The sequence below is a fragment of the Polynucleobacter necessarius genome, from assembly GCF_900096755.1.
Classification (GTDB): domain Bacteria; phylum Pseudomonadota; class Gammaproteobacteria; order Burkholderiales; family Burkholderiaceae; genus Polynucleobacter; species Polynucleobacter necessarius_K.
In genome coordinates this window covers 1,308,867-1,326,032 of record NZ_LT615227.1, presented here as the reverse complement: position 1 = coordinate 1,326,032, position 17,166 = coordinate 1,308,867, and the positions used below count along the sequence as shown (strand labels likewise).

Annotated in this window: 14 protein-coding genes and 2 pseudogenes; 6 read left to right on the top strand and 10 right to left on the bottom strand. The window is 47.0% G+C overall.

Annotated elements, in window-relative coordinates; all coding sequences use genetic code 11:
- Nucleotides 1–102: 102 nt before the first annotated feature.
- From lpdA to aceE, 3 genes are read right to left on the bottom strand one after another with little or no spacing between them, the layout of a single operon-like run.
- Nucleotides 103–1,878 carry a dihydrolipoyl dehydrogenase gene (gene lpdA, locus DXE27_RS06905; RefSeq protein ID WP_128113401.1) on the bottom strand — a complete coding sequence of 592 codons (1,776 nt, stop codon included), beginning with the start codon at nucleotides 1,876–1,878 and terminating at the stop codon, nucleotides 103–105.
- Between the two features lie 9 nt (nucleotides 1,879–1,887).
- Complete coding sequence (gene aceF, locus DXE27_RS06900) at nucleotides 1,888–3,189, bottom strand: dihydrolipoyllysine-residue acetyltransferase (protein WP_128113400.1); 1,302 nt, start codon at nucleotides 3,187–3,189, stop codon at nucleotides 1,888–1,890.
- A 15-nt stretch (nucleotides 3,190–3,204) separates the two neighbouring features.
- The gene (gene aceE / locus DXE27_RS06895; protein WP_128113399.1) at nucleotides 3,205–5,901 is read right to left on the bottom strand and encodes a pyruvate dehydrogenase (acetyl-transferring), homodimeric type; all 2,697 of its coding nucleotides are present in this window, start codon (nucleotides 5,899–5,901) and stop codon (nucleotides 3,205–3,207) included.
- A 307-nt stretch (nucleotides 5,902–6,208) separates the two neighbouring features.
- On the opposite strand from aceE, the gene DXE27_RS09290 reads away from it, so the two are divergent.
- From DXE27_RS09290 to DXE27_RS06875, 6 genes and pseudogenes are all read left to right on the top strand, one after another.
- Nucleotides 6,209–6,628, top strand: coding sequence for a hypothetical protein (locus DXE27_RS09290; RefSeq protein ID WP_197712361.1), 420 nt, complete (start codon nucleotides 6,209–6,211; stop codon nucleotides 6,626–6,628).
- 85 nt (nucleotides 6,629–6,713) lie between these two features.
- On the top strand, nucleotides 6,714–7,322 hold the full coding sequence (locus DXE27_RS09285) for a PAS domain S-box protein (RefSeq protein ID WP_197712360.1): 609 nt from the start codon (nucleotides 6,714–6,716) through the stop codon (nucleotides 7,320–7,322).
- Between the two features lie 100 nt (nucleotides 7,323–7,422).
- Entirely contained in the window at nucleotides 7,423–8,646 is a 1,224-nt protein-coding gene (locus DXE27_RS09280; RefSeq protein ID WP_197712359.1) for a PAS domain-containing sensor histidine kinase, read from the top strand.
- 36 nt (nucleotides 8,647–8,682) lie between these two features.
- Complete coding sequence (locus tag DXE27_RS06885) at nucleotides 8,683–9,330, top strand: response regulator transcription factor (RefSeq protein ID WP_128113398.1); 648 nt, start codon at nucleotides 8,683–8,685, stop codon at nucleotides 9,328–9,330.
- 17 nt (nucleotides 9,331–9,347) lie between these two features.
- On the top strand, nucleotides 9,348–10,202 hold the full coding sequence (folD, locus tag DXE27_RS06880; protein WP_128113397.1) for a bifunctional methylenetetrahydrofolate dehydrogenase/methenyltetrahydrofolate cyclohydrolase FolD: 855 nt from the start codon (nucleotides 9,348–9,350) through the stop codon (nucleotides 10,200–10,202).
- A pseudogene (locus tag DXE27_RS06875) lies at nucleotides 10,189–12,309 on the top strand (M3 family metallopeptidase). The gene folD and the pseudogene DXE27_RS06875 overlap by 14 nt, the downstream one beginning before the upstream one ends.
- Here DXE27_RS06875 and DXE27_RS09775 read toward each other — a convergent pair.
- The 7 genes and pseudogenes from DXE27_RS09775 to DXE27_RS06845 all read right to left on the bottom strand — a co-directional run bounded on the left by DXE27_RS09775 (nucleotide 12,306) and on the right by DXE27_RS06845 (nucleotide 17,165).
- Nucleotides 12,306–12,656 carry a glutathione binding-like protein gene (locus DXE27_RS09775; protein WP_231969722.1) on the bottom strand — a complete coding sequence of 117 codons (351 nt, stop codon included), beginning with the start codon at nucleotides 12,654–12,656 and terminating at the stop codon, nucleotides 12,306–12,308. The pseudogene DXE27_RS06875 and the gene DXE27_RS09775 overlap by 4 nt on opposite strands.
- The gene (locus DXE27_RS09770) at nucleotides 12,616–12,951 is read right to left on the bottom strand and encodes a glutathione S-transferase N-terminal domain-containing protein (protein ID WP_231969721.1); all 336 of its coding nucleotides are present in this window, start codon (nucleotides 12,949–12,951) and stop codon (nucleotides 12,616–12,618) included. The genes DXE27_RS09775 and DXE27_RS09770 overlap by 41 nt, the downstream gene beginning before the upstream one ends.
- A 29-nt stretch (nucleotides 12,952–12,980) precedes the next feature.
- Nucleotides 12,981–13,829, bottom strand: a complete 849-nt coding sequence (gene xth / locus DXE27_RS06865; RefSeq protein ID WP_128113396.1) for an exodeoxyribonuclease III — start codon at nucleotides 13,827–13,829, stop codon at nucleotides 12,981–12,983.
- A pseudogene (locus DXE27_RS06860) lies at nucleotides 13,822–13,947 on the bottom strand (helix-turn-helix domain-containing protein); the annotation flags it as partial. The gene xth and the pseudogene DXE27_RS06860, both read right to left, overlap by 8 nt.
- Nucleotides 13,920–14,672 carry a two-component system sensor histidine kinase NtrB gene (locus DXE27_RS06855; protein ID WP_269459830.1) on the bottom strand — a complete coding sequence of 251 codons (753 nt, stop codon included), beginning with the start codon at nucleotides 14,670–14,672 and terminating at the stop codon, nucleotides 13,920–13,922. The gene DXE27_RS06855 and the pseudogene DXE27_RS06860, both read right to left, overlap by 28 nt.
- Before the next feature lie 26 nt (nucleotides 14,673–14,698).
- On the bottom strand, nucleotides 14,699–16,114 hold the full coding sequence (glnA, locus tag DXE27_RS06850; RefSeq protein WP_128113395.1) for a type I glutamate--ammonia ligase: 1,416 nt from the start codon (nucleotides 16,112–16,114) through the stop codon (nucleotides 14,699–14,701).
- A gap of 205 nt (nucleotides 16,115–16,319) precedes the next feature.
- The gene (locus DXE27_RS06845; RefSeq protein WP_231969720.1) at nucleotides 16,320–17,165 is read right to left on the bottom strand and encodes a competence/damage-inducible protein A; all 846 of its coding nucleotides are present in this window, start codon (nucleotides 17,163–17,165) and stop codon (nucleotides 16,320–16,322) included.
- Nucleotide 17,166: the final 1 nt, after the last annotated feature.

Below are 17,166 nucleotides of genomic sequence, written 5' to 3'. Positions count from 1 at the left end.
CCATTGTTTCAATCGCAGACTTTGGTCTGCAATGCAAAAGCCCCGATCTCTCGGGGCTTTTTCTTTAATACCTAATACTCTAGGCAGCTCTCACGAACTAGCTTATGACCTCTTCTTAACGGGAGGCAAGTCAGTGCAATGACCATGCGCAGCTTCAGCAGCTAAACCCACAGACTCGCCCAGGGTTGGATGAGGATGGATGGTCTTGCCGATATCTACGGCGTCTGCGCCCATCTCGATCGCCAAACAAACTTCGCCAATCAAATCACCGGCGTGTGTACCAACAATACCGCCACCAATAATGCGATGGGTCGTAGCATCAAAAATGAGTTTAGTAAAACCTTCATCACGCCCATTAGCAATTGCACGACCACTGGCCGCCCAAGGGAATAGACCTTTTTCGTAAGCAATGCCTTGAGCTTTACACTGCTCCTCTGTTAATCCAGCCCAAGCAACTTCTGGGTCAGTATAGGCAACAGATGGAATTTGCTTCGCATCGAAATAGGATTTTTCACCTGCAGCAGCTTCAGCCGCTACATGGCCTTCGTGAACCGCTTTATGCGCCAACATTGGCTGCCCAACTAGATCGCCGATCGCAAAAATATTGGAAACGTTGGTGCGCATTTGCTTGTCAACTGGAATGAAGCTGCGCTCATCAACTTGAACACCTGCCTTACCAGCATCAATCTTCTTGCCATTTGGCGTGCGTCCCACAGCAACCAACACCAAGTCGTAGGTTTGTGGCTCAGCTGGTGCATTTTCACCTTCAAACGTTACTTGGATACCATCTGGCTTCACTTCCGCCTTATCTGCGCGGGTCTTGAGCATGATCTTTTCAAAACGTCCGGCATTGAATTTCTCCCAGACCTTTTCTAAATCACGATCAGCTCCCGCCATGAGACCATCCATCATCTCGGCAATATCAATGCGTGACCCTAGCGTGCTGTAGACGGTTGCCATCTCTAAACCAATAATGCCGCCGCCAATAACCAACATACGCTTTGGAATGCTCTTCAGTAGCAAAGCGCCCGTGCTATCAACAATACGCGGATCTTCTGGCAAGAAAGGCAGCTTCACAGGCTGACTACCAGCGGCAATGATCGCCTTCTGAAAGCGCACTACTTCTTTTTTACCTGTGAGGTCTTGGCCAGCACCATCAGTTAATTCAACCTCAACGTGATTCGCATCTAAGAATTTACCTAAGCCACGAACAACTTTCACTTTACGTGCTTTAGCCATGCCAGCGAGGCCGCCTGTTAATTTTGCAATCACAGATTCTTTGTAACCACGCAATTGATCAATCTCGATCTTTGGCGCACCAAAAGTAATGCCGTGTTTAGCCATGGTCTTCACTTCATCCATGACAGAAGTTGTGTGCAGCAACGCCTTAGATGGAATGCAACCTACGTTTAAGCAAACGCCACCCAAAGTTGGATAACGCTCAACTAAAACTGTGTTCATACCCAAGTCAGCACTACGAAATGTTGCGCTATAGCCGCCAGGGCCAGCGCCAAGAACCAAGACTTCACACTCATGATCCACTTTGCCACTGTATTGACCAGCTATCGGCGCAGGAGCTGCTGTAATTATTGGTGTAGCTGGTGCTGGGGTAGGCTTAGCCGCAGGTGCAGGTGCAGCACCGCTTGCCTCTATCTCCGCAATCACAGAACCCTTGCTAACCTTATCTCCTAGCTTGACTGCAATGCTAGTCACAGTACCTGCAGCATCAGCCGGCACTTCCATAGTCGCTTTATCAGATTCAAGCACCAATAGCGGCTGTTCTTTTTCAATGACATCGCCAACTTTTACTAATACTTCAATCACCGGTACATCTGAATAATCACCAATATCCGGAACAAGGATCATTTGCTTAGCCATAGATCCTCCTTACAGACTGGCGCGACGGAAGTCGGCCAAGAGCTGAGCAATGTACACATTGAAACGCGTGGCCAATGCGCCATCAATCACGCGATGATCGGCAGATAGAGACAATGGGCAAATGAGACGAGGCACAAATTGCTTACCATCCCATACAGGCTTCATAGAGGCTTTGCTTACACCAAGGATCGCAACTTCCGGAGCGTTCACAATCGGCGAGAAGTAGGTTCCACCAATACCACCTAAAGAGGAGATTGTGAAACTTGCACCTTGCATTTGATCTGGTTTTAGTTTGCCATCACGAGCAAGTGCCGCTAACTCTGAAGTTTCTTTAGCCAATTCAAAGATGCCCTTCTTGTCTGCATCTTTAATGACCGGTACAACCAAACCAGTTGGCGTATCGGCTGCAAAACCAATATTGAAGTACTTCTTCAGAATCAGATCATCGCCATCCAAGGAGCTGTTGAACTCTGGATATTTTTTCAATGCAGCAACAGCAGCCTTCATTAAGAAAGCGAGCATCGTGATCTTAACACCCTTCTTCTCATTCTCTTTATTAGTGAGAACACGGAAGGCTTCTAAATCAGTAATATCAGCATCTTCGTGATAGGTCACCGCTGGGATCATGACCCAGTTACGGCCTAAATTGGCGGCCGTGAGTTTCTTAATACGATTTAATGGCTGGCGCTCAATCTCACCAAACTTCGTGAAATCAACCTTAGGCCAAGGAATCAGATTTAATCCGCCCAAGCTACCGCCACCAGAGGCCGACGCGGAACTACCTGCTCCACCACTCATGGCAGCCTTCACAAATGCTTGGACGTCTTCTTGTGTAATGCGGCCTTTAGGACCAGAACCTTTGACCTGCGTAATAGTGACACCGAGTTCACGTGCAAATTTACGAACTGATGGACTTGCATGGCTAACTGCTGCATCTACTGGTGCAGGTGTACTGCTTACAGGAGGTGGTGCAGGGGCACGAGCAATAGGAGGCTCTACAGCAGGCGCCTTATTTACCGCGGGTACCACTGGTGCATTTGTGGATGCTGGCGCTGGAGCGGCAGACGAAGATCCGCCTTCCAAAATAACAACCACCGATCCCTCGGAGAGATTGTCACCAACCTTCACTTTGACTTCCTTGACGATGCCAGAGTGTGATGAAGGTACATCCATGGTTGCTTTGTCAGATTCGAGAACAACGATAGATTGTTCTTTCTCAACCTTGTCACCAGCTTTAACCAATACTTCGATCACCGGCACATCTTTGTAGTCGCCGATATCCGGGACTTTGATTTCAATTATTTGACTCATAGTATTTATCTCTTATCAAACCGTCATTGGGTTTGGTTTAGTAGTGTCGATGTTGTATTTCTTAATCGCTTCGGCCAACTTAGAGCGATCAAGCTGACCAGAGTCAACCAAAGATCTCAACGCAGTTACTACAACCCAACGACGATCTACTTCAAAGAAATCACGGAGTTTTTCGCGAGTATCGGAACGACCAAATCCATCGGTACCCAAGACCTCATAGCGACGACCCATATGTTGAATTGCTGGACGAATTTGCTCAGCAAATAAACGAACGTAGTCAGTTGCAGCGATCACAGGGCCAGAGGTGTCTTTGAGGCACTTCTCAACATGAGATAAAGCTGGAGCAGCCGTAGGATTTAAAAGGTTATTGCGGTGTACCGCAGTCCAATCGCGACCAAGCTCAGTAAAGCTTGGGCAACCCCACAAGTCTGCAGCGATACCCCAGTCTTTATGGAGAATCTCAGCAGCTTCAATTACTTCACGGAAGATGGTTCCAGAGCCTAAGAGCTGTACGCGCAGTTTTGCGTTGGCATCACCAACAGACTTCAGCTTGTACATCCCCTTGATGATGTCTTTTTCAGCACCCTTAGGCATTGCTGGATGCGCATAGTTCTCATTCATCAAAGTCACGTAGTAATACACGTCTTCTTGAACTTCTAGCATGCGACGCATACCGTCCTGAATCACTACCGCCAATTCAAATAAGAATGTTGGATCGTAGCTAATACAGTTCGGAACTGCCCCACTCCACAGATGGCTATGACCATCTTCGTGTTGCAAGCCTTCGCCATTCAAAGTAGTTCTGCCGGCCGTACCGCCCAACAAGAAACCACGGCTACGCATATCACCAGCCGCCCATGCTAAGTCACCAATACGTTGGAAGCCAAACATCGAGTAGAAGATGTAGAAAGGCAACATTGGCACGCCATGAGTGGAGTAAGAAGTAGCAGCTGCAATCCAGTCGCACATACCGCCAGCTTCATTAATACCCTCTTGCAAAATCTGGCCGGTCTTATCCTCTTTGTAGAACATCAATTGATCATGATCTTCTGGGGTGTAGAGCTGACCCAACTGATTCCAGATGCCTAACTGGCGGAACATACCCTCCATACCAAAGGTGCGAGACTCATCCGGAACGATCGGCACTACGCGTTTACCTAATACCTTGTCACGCACGACAGTATTGAGCATGCGCACAAACGCCATCGTTGTAGAAATTTCACGGCCTTCTGTGGTTGCCTCAAGCAAAGGTGCAAAAACATCCAGCGCCGGGACTGGCAAGCTCTCAGCTTTGGTGCGACGTTGCGGCAAGTAACCGCCCAATTCTTGACGGCGCGCCTTCATGTACTCGAGCTCAGGGCTGCCTTCAGCGAACTTCACTAAAGGCATTTCATCTAACTGCTCATCCTTAACTGGAATCTCAAAGCGATCACGGAAACGACGTACGTCATCCGCATTCATCTTCTTAGCTTGGTGGGCAATATTCATCGCCTCACCAGATCCACCCATACCGTAACCTTTAATGGTGTGAGCCAAGATAACCGTTGGTTGCTCTTTGTGATTTACGGCAGCATGGAAAGCTGCAAAGACTTTATGAGGATCATGGCCGCCACGATTCAGTTGCCAAATCTCGTCATCACTCCAGTCGCTTACCAAGGCCTTTAGTTCTGGCGTATTAAATACGATCTCACGAACATAGGCGCCATTCTTAGACTTCATCGTCTGATACTGACCGTCAACGATTTCGCCAAGACGCTGCATCAAGATGCCCTTTTTGTCACGAGCGAATAAGGCGTCCCATTGTCCGCCCCACACTACTTTGATGACATTCCAACCAGCGCCACGGAACTCGCCTTCAAGCTCCTGAATAATTTTTCCATTACCGCGCACTGGTCCATCTAAGCGCTGCAAGTTACAGTTGATAACAAAAATGAGGTTGTCGAGTTTTTCACGACCAGCCATACCAATCGCGCCCAAAGACTCTGGCTCGTCGGTTTCACCGTCACCGAGGAAAGCCCAAACCTTGCGGCTTTGCTCCTGAATAAATCCACGGTCTGTCAGGTACTTCATGAAGCGCGCTTGGTAGATCGCCATGATTGGACCCAAACCCATCGATACCGTTGGGAACTGCCAGAAGTCTGGCATCAACCATGGGTGTGGATAGCTAGAGATACCTTTGCCACCAACTTCTTGGCGGAAGTTATCGAGCTGACTGTCTTCAAGACGGCCCAACATATAAGCACGTGCATACACGCCCGGCGCTGAGTGACCTTGAACAAATATGAGATCGCCACCATGCTCTGGAGATGGCGCATGCCAGAAGTGATTGAAACCTACGTCATACAAAGTTGCCGCAGACTGAAATGAAGAGATGTGCCCACCAACATTGGTATCTTTATTTGCACGCAGAACCATCGCCATTGCGTTCCAGCGAGTGTATGAACGAATACGGTGCTCAACATTCTGGTCGCCTGGTAAGCGCGCCTGATTTTCAACTGGAATGGTATTGATGTAAGGGGTCTCCGCATGGAAAGGTTGGACTACACCATTTACCCTTGCATGAGAAATTTGTTGGTCTATTAAATAGGCAGCCCGTTCAGGACCTTCGTTACGAATCACGCCATCAAGCGCTTGTAACCATTCTTGAGTCTCACCCAGATCAACGTCTTGGGCGTTTTGCTTACCTAAAATCTGCTCTGGAACCGCTGCCATATTTGTCTCCATTGAATACTTATTTATTAGCCATTAACTCTATAGGCAACATTCTAGGAAGGTATATGGGTGTAAACAAGCAATTTTCCACATAATGATAGTATTTCTCATAATGTGGTATTTTATTGCGGTGCAAATTATAAGAGGCTCTATATATAGTATATAAGATCAGAAATCCTAATTTAGAGCGCGCATTAGGGCAAAATGCTTAGTATTCATGAAAGTATCAGCCTCTTCTAACCTATTTCTTAGGCCATTCAAATGGCTACGCAAAATTCGGGGATTTAGGCTCGTTTACACCCCTTTATTGGCGATCGTGCTCTTTACCTCGGTAATGGGCATCATCCTGGGGGCATTACATTTGCAAGAAAAGAGTCAACAAGAAGCCGCCCTCTTTAGAGAACTGTCTTTTGCAAAGCAACGGATTCAAACGCGTTTTGTTAGCAATGTGAATTTACTCTCCACCATTAATCGGGAAATTGCCGCGAGCGATAACCAAACCAAACTCAAGCAAATTGCTTTCGAGCAAGCTGATGAGCTAGTAATCAACAATCATGAAATTATCAAAATCATTTCGTTAAATAATAGAAATGAGCGTCAATGGGTGGTCCCGCCAAATGCCAATAAAAATGATTGGCTAGTCAAAACCCAATCTGATCCAGCCACTAACGACGCATTAAATTCCACTATTGAGCTCAGCAAGGTAACCAGCCAGAGCAGCATTTAGCCACTTCTTCTCCCCTAACATTGCCAGCAGCGAACCTCTCGCTAGAGAAAGAAAAAATCATTTTTGGCAAGTCGTACCCAATATCGTGAGCGGTGAAGTGGTTGGCTTTCTGGCCGTGCTCTACACATCACAGGGCCTATTAGATGTCATACCAAACGAACTTAAAGCACATTACCGCTTCACCCTGCTTACAGATAACGAACAAGTTCTAGCCATTTCTTCCGATCGCAATACGCCAAAAAGAGCTTTTAGCAATCAAACTTCTCTCGATATTGGTGTTCTTAGCCCAAACCTGACGCTTCGGATTGATACCTATCCGCCCCCAACGAATCTGACATTCAGGATGTTGATTGGTGTAGTGCTTGGACTATCGGTATTCGTGATCTGGAGTCTGTGGTCAGTACTCAAACAAATGCAGGTTCGTCAGGAGGCTGAAGCCAGTCTTCGCAGCGAAACCAACTTTCGAAGCGCAATGGAAAACTCCACCCCTGTGGGTATCCGTGCGCATGACATGCAAAAGCGCATCGCCTATGTCAATCGAGCATTTTGTGAGATGACGGGGTGGACCCAAAAAGAATTGATCGGACTCATGCCGCCCTTCCCTTTTTGGCCCGATAGCAGAAGAGATGAGCTGGTAGAGAAAATGAACCGCGCCTTAAAGGCGGATGTCGGAACTGGCAAGATGGGCATTTAAGGAGCCATCTTGCGTCGCGATGGCTCCTTAAATCCAAACCCGCACTTTTATTGCCCCACTCATTAATGAAAAGGGCAAGCAAACCGGTTGGGTTACCTCCTTGATTGATATTTCTGAACCAAAAAAGATTCGGGAAGAATTAGCTGCATCACAAGAACGCTTTACTACTGTTCTAGAAAGTTTGGATGCGGCTGTCTCTGTCGTATCCCTGGAGACGGACGAGCTACTGTTCGCCAACCGCTTTTATCGCGAAAACTTTGGCGATGACTCCAAAGGACATTTCCAATTAGCCCATCAAGACATCAGACTTCCAGCTTTGCACAATATTGCACAAGATCTTCATGACTATGTTCGTGATGGCATTCCTACCTCATTTCTTTACCAAGAATCAGAGTCAGAAGATATTCAATTGACCGATGGTAGCAATAAATGGTTTGAAGTGCGACATCGCTTCATTCCCTGGGTTGATGGTCATCTACTAGCGCAACTATTGATTGCCACAGACATCACTAGTCGCAAAGAGGCGGAAGACCTGGCGCGACAGCAACAAGAGCGCATGCAATTTACAAGTCGCTTGACCACCATGGGTGAAATGGCGTCTTCGCTAGCGCATGAATTGAACCAGCCTTTGGCGGCCATCTCGAACTATTGCATGGGCGTTGCGAAACGCTTAGATGGAAATTTAGATCCCGCTATTAGCAAAGAAATTTTACCGGCTCTTGAAAAAGCATCTGATCAAGCGCACCGCGCCGGAACCATCATTCAGCGCATCAGAGGCTTCGTAAAACGCAGCGAACCCCAAAGTAAGGCTTCCTGCATTAATGAAATTATTAGTGATGCAGTAGGTCTGGTGGAAATTGAGGCCCATCGCCATCGCCTAACCATTAGCTCAGAAGTTGCTGAAAACCTTCCTTTGGTTGACTTGGATCCCGTCTTGATTTTGCAGGTGGTGGTGAATCTCCTTAAAAATGCTTTAGATAGCATGCGCGAGGCCTACCCCCTCTCCTCTCGCTGGTCAGCGCCTCCAGTCAAAATTAGCGCAGATTTGGATACCAGTATCTTTCCTGCCATGCTCCGCATTCAGGTTACAGACGCAGGGGGCGGGATACCTGAAAACGTCATAGAACGCATATTTGAGCCATTTTTCAGCACTAAATCCGACGGAATGGGCATGGGACTCAATATTTGCCGTTCTATCATTGAATCCCATCACGGCAGGCTTTGGGCCACCAACGTCAAGGATTCAGAACAGACCAGGCTGGCTGGCTGCACCTTTACAATACTTCTACCGCTGGAATCGCCAGATTCTGCGGCTAATGTTTAATCATCGAATTTTTAGAATTACCACACGAGAACCGATATGAACTTAAGTGCTACTGCAAAACCAAACCAAGCTGAAGTTGTATATGTAGTTGATGACGATGAAGCTGTTCGTGATTCGCTCACTTGGCTTTTAGAAAGCAATGGTTATGTAGTTCGCTGCCACGCAAGCGCCGAACGCTTCTTGCAATCACTCCAAAGCACTGATAAATCCACTATTTCTTGCGCCATTTTAGATGTGCGCATGCCCGGCATGTCTGGCCTTGAACTTCAAGAGCGCCTTACCAGCGAAAACCTGCCAATGCCTGTTGCATTCATTACCGGTCACGGCGATGTCTCCATGGCGGTATCCACCATGAATCGTGGCGCAGTAGATTTCATTGAAAAACCATTCAAAGAGAACGATCTTTGTGGCTTGGTAGATCGCATGCTTGCTAAAGCACGCATTGACTACTCACAAGCTAGCCAACGCAAGATTACTCAAAGCTTACTCAGCAAATTAACAGGTCGTGAGCGTCAAGTGCTTGAGCGTATCGTTGCCGGTCGTTTAAACAAGCAGATCGCTGATGATTTGGGCATTTCCATTAAGACGGTTGAAGCACATCGCGCCAACATCATGGAAAAGCTCAACGTCAATACTGTTGCGGACCTCCTCCGCCTCGCTTTGTCTGACCCGCAACCCAATTAATAGTAGGTTCAAGCTAGATGCCAGCTCAATTACTAGACGGAAACGTGCTCTCCAAAAAACTGCGCACTGAAATTGCTGCTCGCGGTGCAATTGTTACTGCCAAAGGCGTTAGACCTGGGTTAGCAGTGATTGTGGTTGGCGATAATCCTGCCAGCGCTGTGTATGTTCGCAATAAAATGAAGGCTTGCGAAAACGTTGGCTTTCATTCTGTTTTAGAGCGCTACTCTGTTGAGCTAGGCGAAGAAGAATTACTAGCCCGTATCGCAACCTTAAATGCAGGCTCTGCTATTCATGGCATTTTGGTTCAACTTCCATTGCCAGAGCATATTGCTTCTGAGCGCGTTCTTGAAGCGATTGCCCCGGAAAAAGATGTGGATGGCTTTCACGTTGCAAATGCTGGCGCATTGATGGTTGGTCAGCCAGAATTCAAGCCTTGCACTCCCTATGGCTGCATGAAGATTCTGGAAAGCATTGAATATCCAATTCGTGGAGCACGTGCCGTCATTGTTGGTGCATCAAATATTGTTGGCAAGCCAATGGCTATGTTGCTATTGCAAGCAGGCGCAACAGTAACCATTTGCAATAGTAAGACCCGTGACTTGGCGCACCACACTAAAGATGCTGATATTTTGGTGGTGGCTACCGGTAAGCCCAAAATGATTTCTGGTGATATGGTTAAAAATGGCGCCGTTGTCATTGACGTCGGTATCAATCGCCTGCCAGATGGTAAGCTCTGCGGCGACGTAGACTTTGATACAGCTAAATATGTTGCTGGCTGGATCACCCCAGTTCCTGGTGGCGTAGGCCCTATGACTATCACCATGCTTTTAATGAACACATTAGAAGCTGCTGAAAAGGCTGCTAAACCTTAAGGAATTTACTGGGACTTTTGGCAAAAATGATCCCTTGCTGACCTTTGGTAGAGGTATCGCAGCCTACTCTGAAGTAAAGCCTGAACACATTGCGCCTGCAATTGGGTACCTTCTTGGACGAGTACAAGAAGCCGTGGATGTTGCAGTCAATCCCAATACTGCTGCGACTTGGAATGCACTGGCAGAACCGCTGGAAGATGCAACAGAATTTTTAGGAAGGTCTTGGGGCGTCATCTCACACCTCAATAGCGTAGCTGATACACCAGAGTTACGCGCTGCTTATGGCGAAATGCTTCCTGAAGTAACTGCATTCTTTTCTAGTCTTGGACAAAATTTAGAACTCTATAAAAAGTTTAAAGAGCTGAGCGCAAATCCTGAGTTTTCCAAGTTAAGTGCCGCCCAGAGAAAAGTAATCGAAAACTCATTACGAGATTTTCGTTTAGGCGGCGCCGAATTAAGCGATGCTGACAAGCCCCGCTTTTCCCAGATACAAGATGAGCAAGCAGTTTTAGGAAAGGCCTTTTCTGATCACGTCTTAGATGCCACCGATGGCTTTGTTCACTTGGTTACAGATAAAGCGGAATTAATTGGCCTACCAGACGATGCGATTGCCGCTGCGGCCGATACGGCGCAACAAAAGAATCTGCAAGGCTGGGCTTTCACCCTCCACTTCCCATCGTACTACCCGGTAATGCAATACTCAGAAAACCGCGCCTTGCGACGCTTAATGTATGAGGCTTACGTCACTCGCGCTTCAGAGCTAGCACCAAAGTATGCCAACGGAAAATTGGATTTGGATAACGCCCAAAATATGCTCGATCAACTGCGCCTACGTGATGAAGAAGCACAGATGCTGGGGTTTGCAAACTATGCCGCCCTGAGTTTGGCCCCAAAAATGGCTGATACCGTTGAGGAGGTTGATTCCTTCTTAACGAATTTTGCACAAAAGGCCAAACCATTTGCGAAAAAAGATTGGCAAGAACTCTCTGATTTTGCAAACACTCTAGGGCTTACCAATGGTCTTGAACCTTGGGATATTGCATTTGCGTCTGAGAGATTAAAACAAGAGCGGTATTCATTTTCAGAAAATGAACTCAAGCAATACTTCCCATTACCAAAGGTATTGGACGGTCTATTCAAGGTGATTCAAACTCTTTTTGGCGTCAAAATTGAATCAGCAGACCTACCAACCTAGCATGCTGATGTGCAATCCTTCTCAGTGAAGAATGCCAAGGGCAATATCGTGGCTTATTTCTACCTAGATCCCTATGCTCGCCCAGGAAAGCGCGGCGGTGCGTGGATGGATGATGCGCGTGGACGTAGAGAGCTCCCTAACGGTGAAATTCAGGTGCCGGTTGCTTACTTAGTTTGTAACTTTGCACCTCCGGTTAAGGTAGATGGTGTTCTACGCCAACCCACTATCACCCATGATGATGTCATCACTCTCTTTCATGAAAGTGGCCATGGCCTACACCACCTTTTAACGCAAGTGAGTGCTTTAGGCGTATCAGGCATTAATGGTGTTGAGTGGGATGCTGTTGAGTTGCCAAGTCAATTTATGGAAAACTTCTGCTGGGAGTGGGAAGTTCTGAAAAAAATGACTGCCCATGCAAAAACCGGCAAACCATTGCCACGAGAGCTGTTTGAAAAAATCCTGGCTGCTAAAAACTTTCAGAATGGTTATATGACCTTACGTCAGGTTGTGATGTCACTAACAGATTGGCGCTTACATGCTAGCTTTGATGCGAAGAATGCCAAAGGTCAGGCGGTTTTGGATCTATCTAGAACTATCGCTGATGAATTCAACGTCATTCCTCAGCCCGAGATCTCGCGCTGGATTAATACCTTTAGCCACATCTTTGCTGGCGGCTATGCAGCTGGCTATTACAGCTATAAATGGGCGGAGGTTCTATCTGCAGACGTCTATTCGGCTTTTGAAGAGGCGGCAAAACTCACTGGCAGCGTATTAGATGAGAAGACCGGCATTCGTTATCGCCAGGAAATACTCGAAGTAGGCGGAAGTCGCCCTGCTGCTGAGTCCTTCAAAGCCTTTAGAGGTAGAGAACCCAGTATTGATGCCTTACTTCGACACGGTGGGCTTGCTTAGTTAGCGCTTGAGTCAATCCACACTGGATGCTTTTCCATCACCGACTCAAATAATGGCGACTCAATCAGTTGAGCTAGCCATTTTTGAGTGGCAGGAAGAGCTAACTCTGCAAATCTCTGTGAATCAACCATAGCAAACTGCCTGATAAACGGGAAGATAGCAATGTCCACCCAACTTACACTATCCCCCAATAGATACTGTGTGGAATTTAAAGTAGTCTCCATGGGCTTAAGAATGCGCTCAACCGAATCTCTTAAAACATCTTCTGGATTTAGTTCTGGGTAGCGATTTGGGTACTTGTATTGATCAAGCAGCTTCCTTCTTAAATACGCTATCGTTTTTTTCAATCCACGCTTGAGCGATAACCGGATCAATAGCCATCCAGCCATTTGGGTCTGACTGACTCAGCACCCAATGCATGATGTCTAAGCTTTGATCGATCACGCGCCCATCTAAGCATAAAACCGGCACAGCGCCTTTGGGCGAAGCAAGTAGCATCGATTTTGGCTTCTCCCTTAAGGAAATTTCTCGATGCTCGAGCGCAATCCCCGCATACTTCAATGCCATACGAGCCCTCATGGCATATGGGCATCTGCGATAGGAATACAAAATTGGCGTCATGGATGATTTGCAGCTCAACACTCTAAAGATTTAATAATCTTATAGCAGTATTAGGATTTTTTAATCTCAGCAATGACAGGAGCATGATCTGATGGCTGCTCCCAGGTTCTCGGCTCTTTATCTACCGTACTAGCGCTGCATTTTTCCTTTAGCGCATCGCTGAGCAAGATGTGATCAATACGCATGCCAGCATTTCTTCTGAAACCCATCATACGATAGTCCCACCAACTAAATGTTTTTGGAGCTTGCTCGAACATTCTGAAGGAATCATGCAATCCAAGACCGATCAGCGCTTGAAAGGCATCACGCTCTGGTTGAGAAACTAGGTTCTGCCCTTCCCAGGCTTTAGGGTCATGCACATCAGCATCGGCAGGCGCAATATTGAAATCTCCTAAAAGCGCCAAACGTGAAGTTTGTTCGAGTTCTTGCGCCATCCAAGTTTGCAGGGCATTAAGCCAGCTCAATTTATAAACAAACTTATCGCTATCAGGCGACTGTCCATTAGGAAAGTAAGCCGAGACCAATCTAATAGGCTGCATACCTGCAAATGGAATGGTTGCCGCTAAGATACGCTGCTGTTCATCTACAAAGTTTGGAATATTTCTAACGGGCTTTAGAAAGGTAGTTGCCAAATCAGATGCAATAGGCGCTAAAGCAGCTTTACGAACAATAATGGCAACGCCGTTATAAGTCTTTTGCCCTGCTGCCAAACTCAGATAACCAGCCTCCTCTAACTCTTGATGGGGATACTTATCATCCGTCAGTTTTAATTCTTGCAAGCAAAGGGCATCAATCGGTTTTTTTGCCTTTTCTTGATCCTGCAGCCAGCGTAGGACGTGCGGAAGGCGAACTTTTAAGGAGTTCACATTCCACGCTGCAATCCGAACTGAATCAGTCATCAATCCCAAGTTCCTGCAATTTACGAGTGATCGTATTCCGACCAATGCCAAGACGCTGTGCAGCCTCAGCCTCAACACGACGACCACGAGTCACTTCCAATGCCGCCTGTAATACTGCCTTTTGTCGTAATTGCGTATGATCCGCAAACCTTTTGGAAACTCTGCCAATACCAAGCTACGCACACGCTCTAATGCCTCATGCACATTGAAGGACTCCATCACATGGGCCTTGCGATGCGGCGCCAAAAGGCGATCAACCAAAGTCTGCAGGCGATCTGATTCTTTAATGATTACTTGCGTGTACTCGCGCAGACCCTTTTCAGGGAGTTCAAACTCTAATAACTGGGCGGCCCCACGAATTCCACCCAATGGGTTCTTAATCTCATGCGCCAAATTGCGCATCAATTGTTTATTGGCTTCCACCTGCTGCGTTACGCGTTCATCGCGTTCGCTGCGAAGCTGCTGATCTATCGGAAACCATTCCATCATCAGCAACTCAGGATCATCAAGCAAAGCAATCGCCACATGCGCTGGGATTGAATCCTGATGAATACTGCCTGGTAATGAATGCAAAACCATTTCTTGACGTTGAGCCTGCACATGACCTAGCTTTACTTCACTAATCATGTAAGCAAGAGCCTCATTCTCGCCAAACAAACCATGCACAGATTGCCCCTCAAGTGACTTACGCGAAAGATCCAAAGCTGACTCGGCAGCCGGGTTCACGTACACCAATTGTTGGGTCTCCGCCCTAAATACCACTATGGCATTGGGCATCTGATCGAGCAATGTCGGAAAAAAAGGAGCAGCCGAAGCTGCTCCCTTGAACGAATTGCGCAACATACCTGCGCTCAAGTTCTCTCCTTCGCTTACAGGGAGTAGTACATATCAAATTCGATTGGATGTGTAGTCATACGGAAACGTGTGACATCTTCCATCTTCAAATTGATATATGCATCAATCATGGACTCCGTGAATACACCACCGCGAGTCAAGAACTCGTGATCTTTCTTCAATGCATCCAATGCCTCTTCCAAGCTTGCGCAAACGGTTGGGATCTTTGCATCTTCTTCTGGTGGCAAGTCATACAAGTTCTTGTCAGCAGCTTCGCCTGGATGAATCTTGTTCTGAACGCCATCCAAACCAGCCATCATCAATGCAGAGAAGCAGAGGTATGGGTTAGCCAATGGATCTGGGAAGCGAGTCTCAATACGACGACCCTTAGGACTTGGAACGTGTGGAATACGAATTGAAGCGGAGCGGTTACGTGCTGAGTAAGCCAACTTAACTGGAGCTTCAAAGCCTGGTACCAAACGCTTGTATGAGTTTGTACCTGGGTTAGTAATCGCATTCAATGCCTTAGCGTGCTTGATGATGCCGCCGATGTAGAACAGAGCAAACTCTGACAAACCAGCATAGCCATTACCAGCAAACAAGTTCTCGCCGTTTTTCCAAATAGATTGGTGAACGTGCATACCAGAACCGTTATCGCCAACTACTGGCTTAGGCATGAATGTTGCAGTCTTGCCGTATGCATGAGCAACGTTTTGAATGACATATTTCTGCCAGATAGTCCAGTCAGCGCGCTGCACCAATGTGCTGAACTTTGTACCCAATTCGTTTTGGCCTTGACCAGCAACTTCATGGTGATGAACTTCAACAGGAATACCCAGTGATTCGAGAATCAAACACATTTCAGAACGCACGTCTTGGAATGTATCTACAGGAGCAACTGGGAAGTAGCCGCCTTTTTTGCCTGGACGGTGACCAGTGTTACCAACTTTGATTTCAGCAGCTGAAGACCATGGAGCCTCTTCGGAATCAATCTTCACGAAGCAACCCTGCATGTCGGCACCCCAACGAACGCCGTCAAAAATAAAGAATTCTGGTTCTGGACCAAAGTACGCTGTATCACCCAAGCCAGTGCTCTTCAAATATGCTTCAGCGCGCTTAGCGATAGAACGTGGGTCACGGTCGTAACCTTTGCCATCAGCTGGCTCGATCACATCGCATGTCAATACCAAAGTTGGCTCTTCATAGAATGGGTCGATATAAGCAGCTGTTGGATCTGGTTTGAGCAACATATCAGAGGCTTCAATACCCTTCCAACCAGCAATAGAAGAACCGTCAAATGCATGACCGCTCTCAAATTTGTCTTCGTCAAAAGCAAAAATAGGAACTGTCGTGTGTTGTTCTTTACCCTTTGTATCTACAAAGCGGAAATCAACGAAAGTACATTCTTTCTCCTTAACTAACTTCATCACATCAGCGACGGTCTTCGTCATGCAAATCTCCTCTATTAACTAAATTCGGAATCAAAACTTAAGGCATACACCCTTGTTTATTCCAGGCACCAAACATGCCTTATGGATGTATGTAATTTACCGAAGCAAACAAATGGGAACTCTCATTATTGCACTGTTTAAGTGCTGAATTACCCCGTATCCAGGCTCAAAAACCCCTATTTGCACCTTTTTAGTGCGTTTTAGCTTAGCTGATGTCGTGGATTTCGTAACCGAGCTCTTGGGTACCTGCCCGCAAAGCAATCCATGCACTTTCTTCCAAGAGGTTGGCATTGCCTTTGATACCTAGCTCGATATAGCGCTGAGCATAAACACCGCCCCTAGAGGCATCCCCAACCGACGGAAGACTAAAGACCTTTACCCCAGGGAAATTGGCCTCTATGCGCTCCATAAGAGGTGTCAATGTGGATTCGATGCCCTTAGGAACAATAAAACTCTGCTCTGCCCAGTTCTCTTGGTGGAAAAGATCCCTGTAGTAAGTATCCAAGCACCAAGCCATCATAGGGGCGGCCATTACTGGAAAGCCAGGGACAAAGTGATGCTCTTTAATCCGAAAGCCCGGAATTTGGTTATAGGGGTTGGGAATAATGTCACTACCAATTGGGAATTCACTCATCTTGAAGCGATGTTGGTTTTCAGGAGTATTTAAATCCGCCTTGATCGGATCGCCTTCGGCCATTGACTGAATACGTCCAGCAATTAACTCTTTAGCAGTCGGATGCAATTCTGTTTTTGTACCCAAGGCAAGAGCAGCACATTGACGTGTGTGGTCATCAGGAGTAGCGCCAATGCCGCCAGTACTAAACACTACATCACCGCTCGCAAAACTTTCCTTTAAGGTTGCAGTAATTTGCGCAGGATCATCGGCAACATACTTGGCCCATGACAGACTCAGGCCGCGCTCATTGAGCAATTCAATGATCTTGCTCATGTATTTGTCTTGACGGCGCCCAGACAAGATCTCATCGCCAATCACAATCAAGCCAAAGCGACGTTGCGCCTTGGTTGGATCATCTATTTCAACTGTTTTCATT

Excerpts from the sequence above, each read along its gene's own strand:
- lpdA (WP_128113401.1), bottom strand. The coding sequence starts at position 1,878 with ATGGCTAAGCAAATGATCCTTGTTCCGGATATTGGTGATTATTCAGAT.
- aceF (WP_128113400.1), bottom strand. The coding sequence starts at position 3,189 with ATGAGTCAAATAATTGAAATCAAAGTCCCGGATATCGGCGACTACAAA.
- aceE (WP_128113399.1), bottom strand. The coding sequence starts at position 5,901 with ATGGCAGCGGTTCCAGAGCAGATTTTAGGTAAGCAAAACGCCCAAGAC.
- DXE27_RS06885 (WP_128113398.1), top strand. The coding sequence starts at position 8,683 with ATGAACTTAAGTGCTACTGCAAAACCAAACCAAGCTGAAGTTGTATAT.
- folD (WP_128113397.1), top strand. The coding sequence starts at position 9,348 with ATGCCAGCTCAATTACTAGACGGAAACGTGCTCTCCAAAAAACTGCGC.
- xth (WP_128113396.1), bottom strand. The coding sequence starts at position 13,829 with ATGACTGATTCAGTTCGGATTGCAGCGTGGAATGTGAACTCCTTAAAA.
- DXE27_RS06855 (WP_269459830.1), bottom strand. The coding sequence starts at position 14,672 with ATGTTGCGCAATTCGTTCAAGGGAGCAGCTTCGGCTGCTCCTTTTTTT.
- glnA (WP_128113395.1), bottom strand. The coding sequence starts at position 16,114 with ATGACGAAGACCGTCGCTGATGTGATGAAGTTAGTTAAGGAGAAAGAA.
- DXE27_RS06845 (WP_231969720.1), bottom strand. The coding sequence starts at position 17,165 with ATGAAAACAGTTGAAATAGATGATCCAACCAAGGCGCAACGTCGCTTT.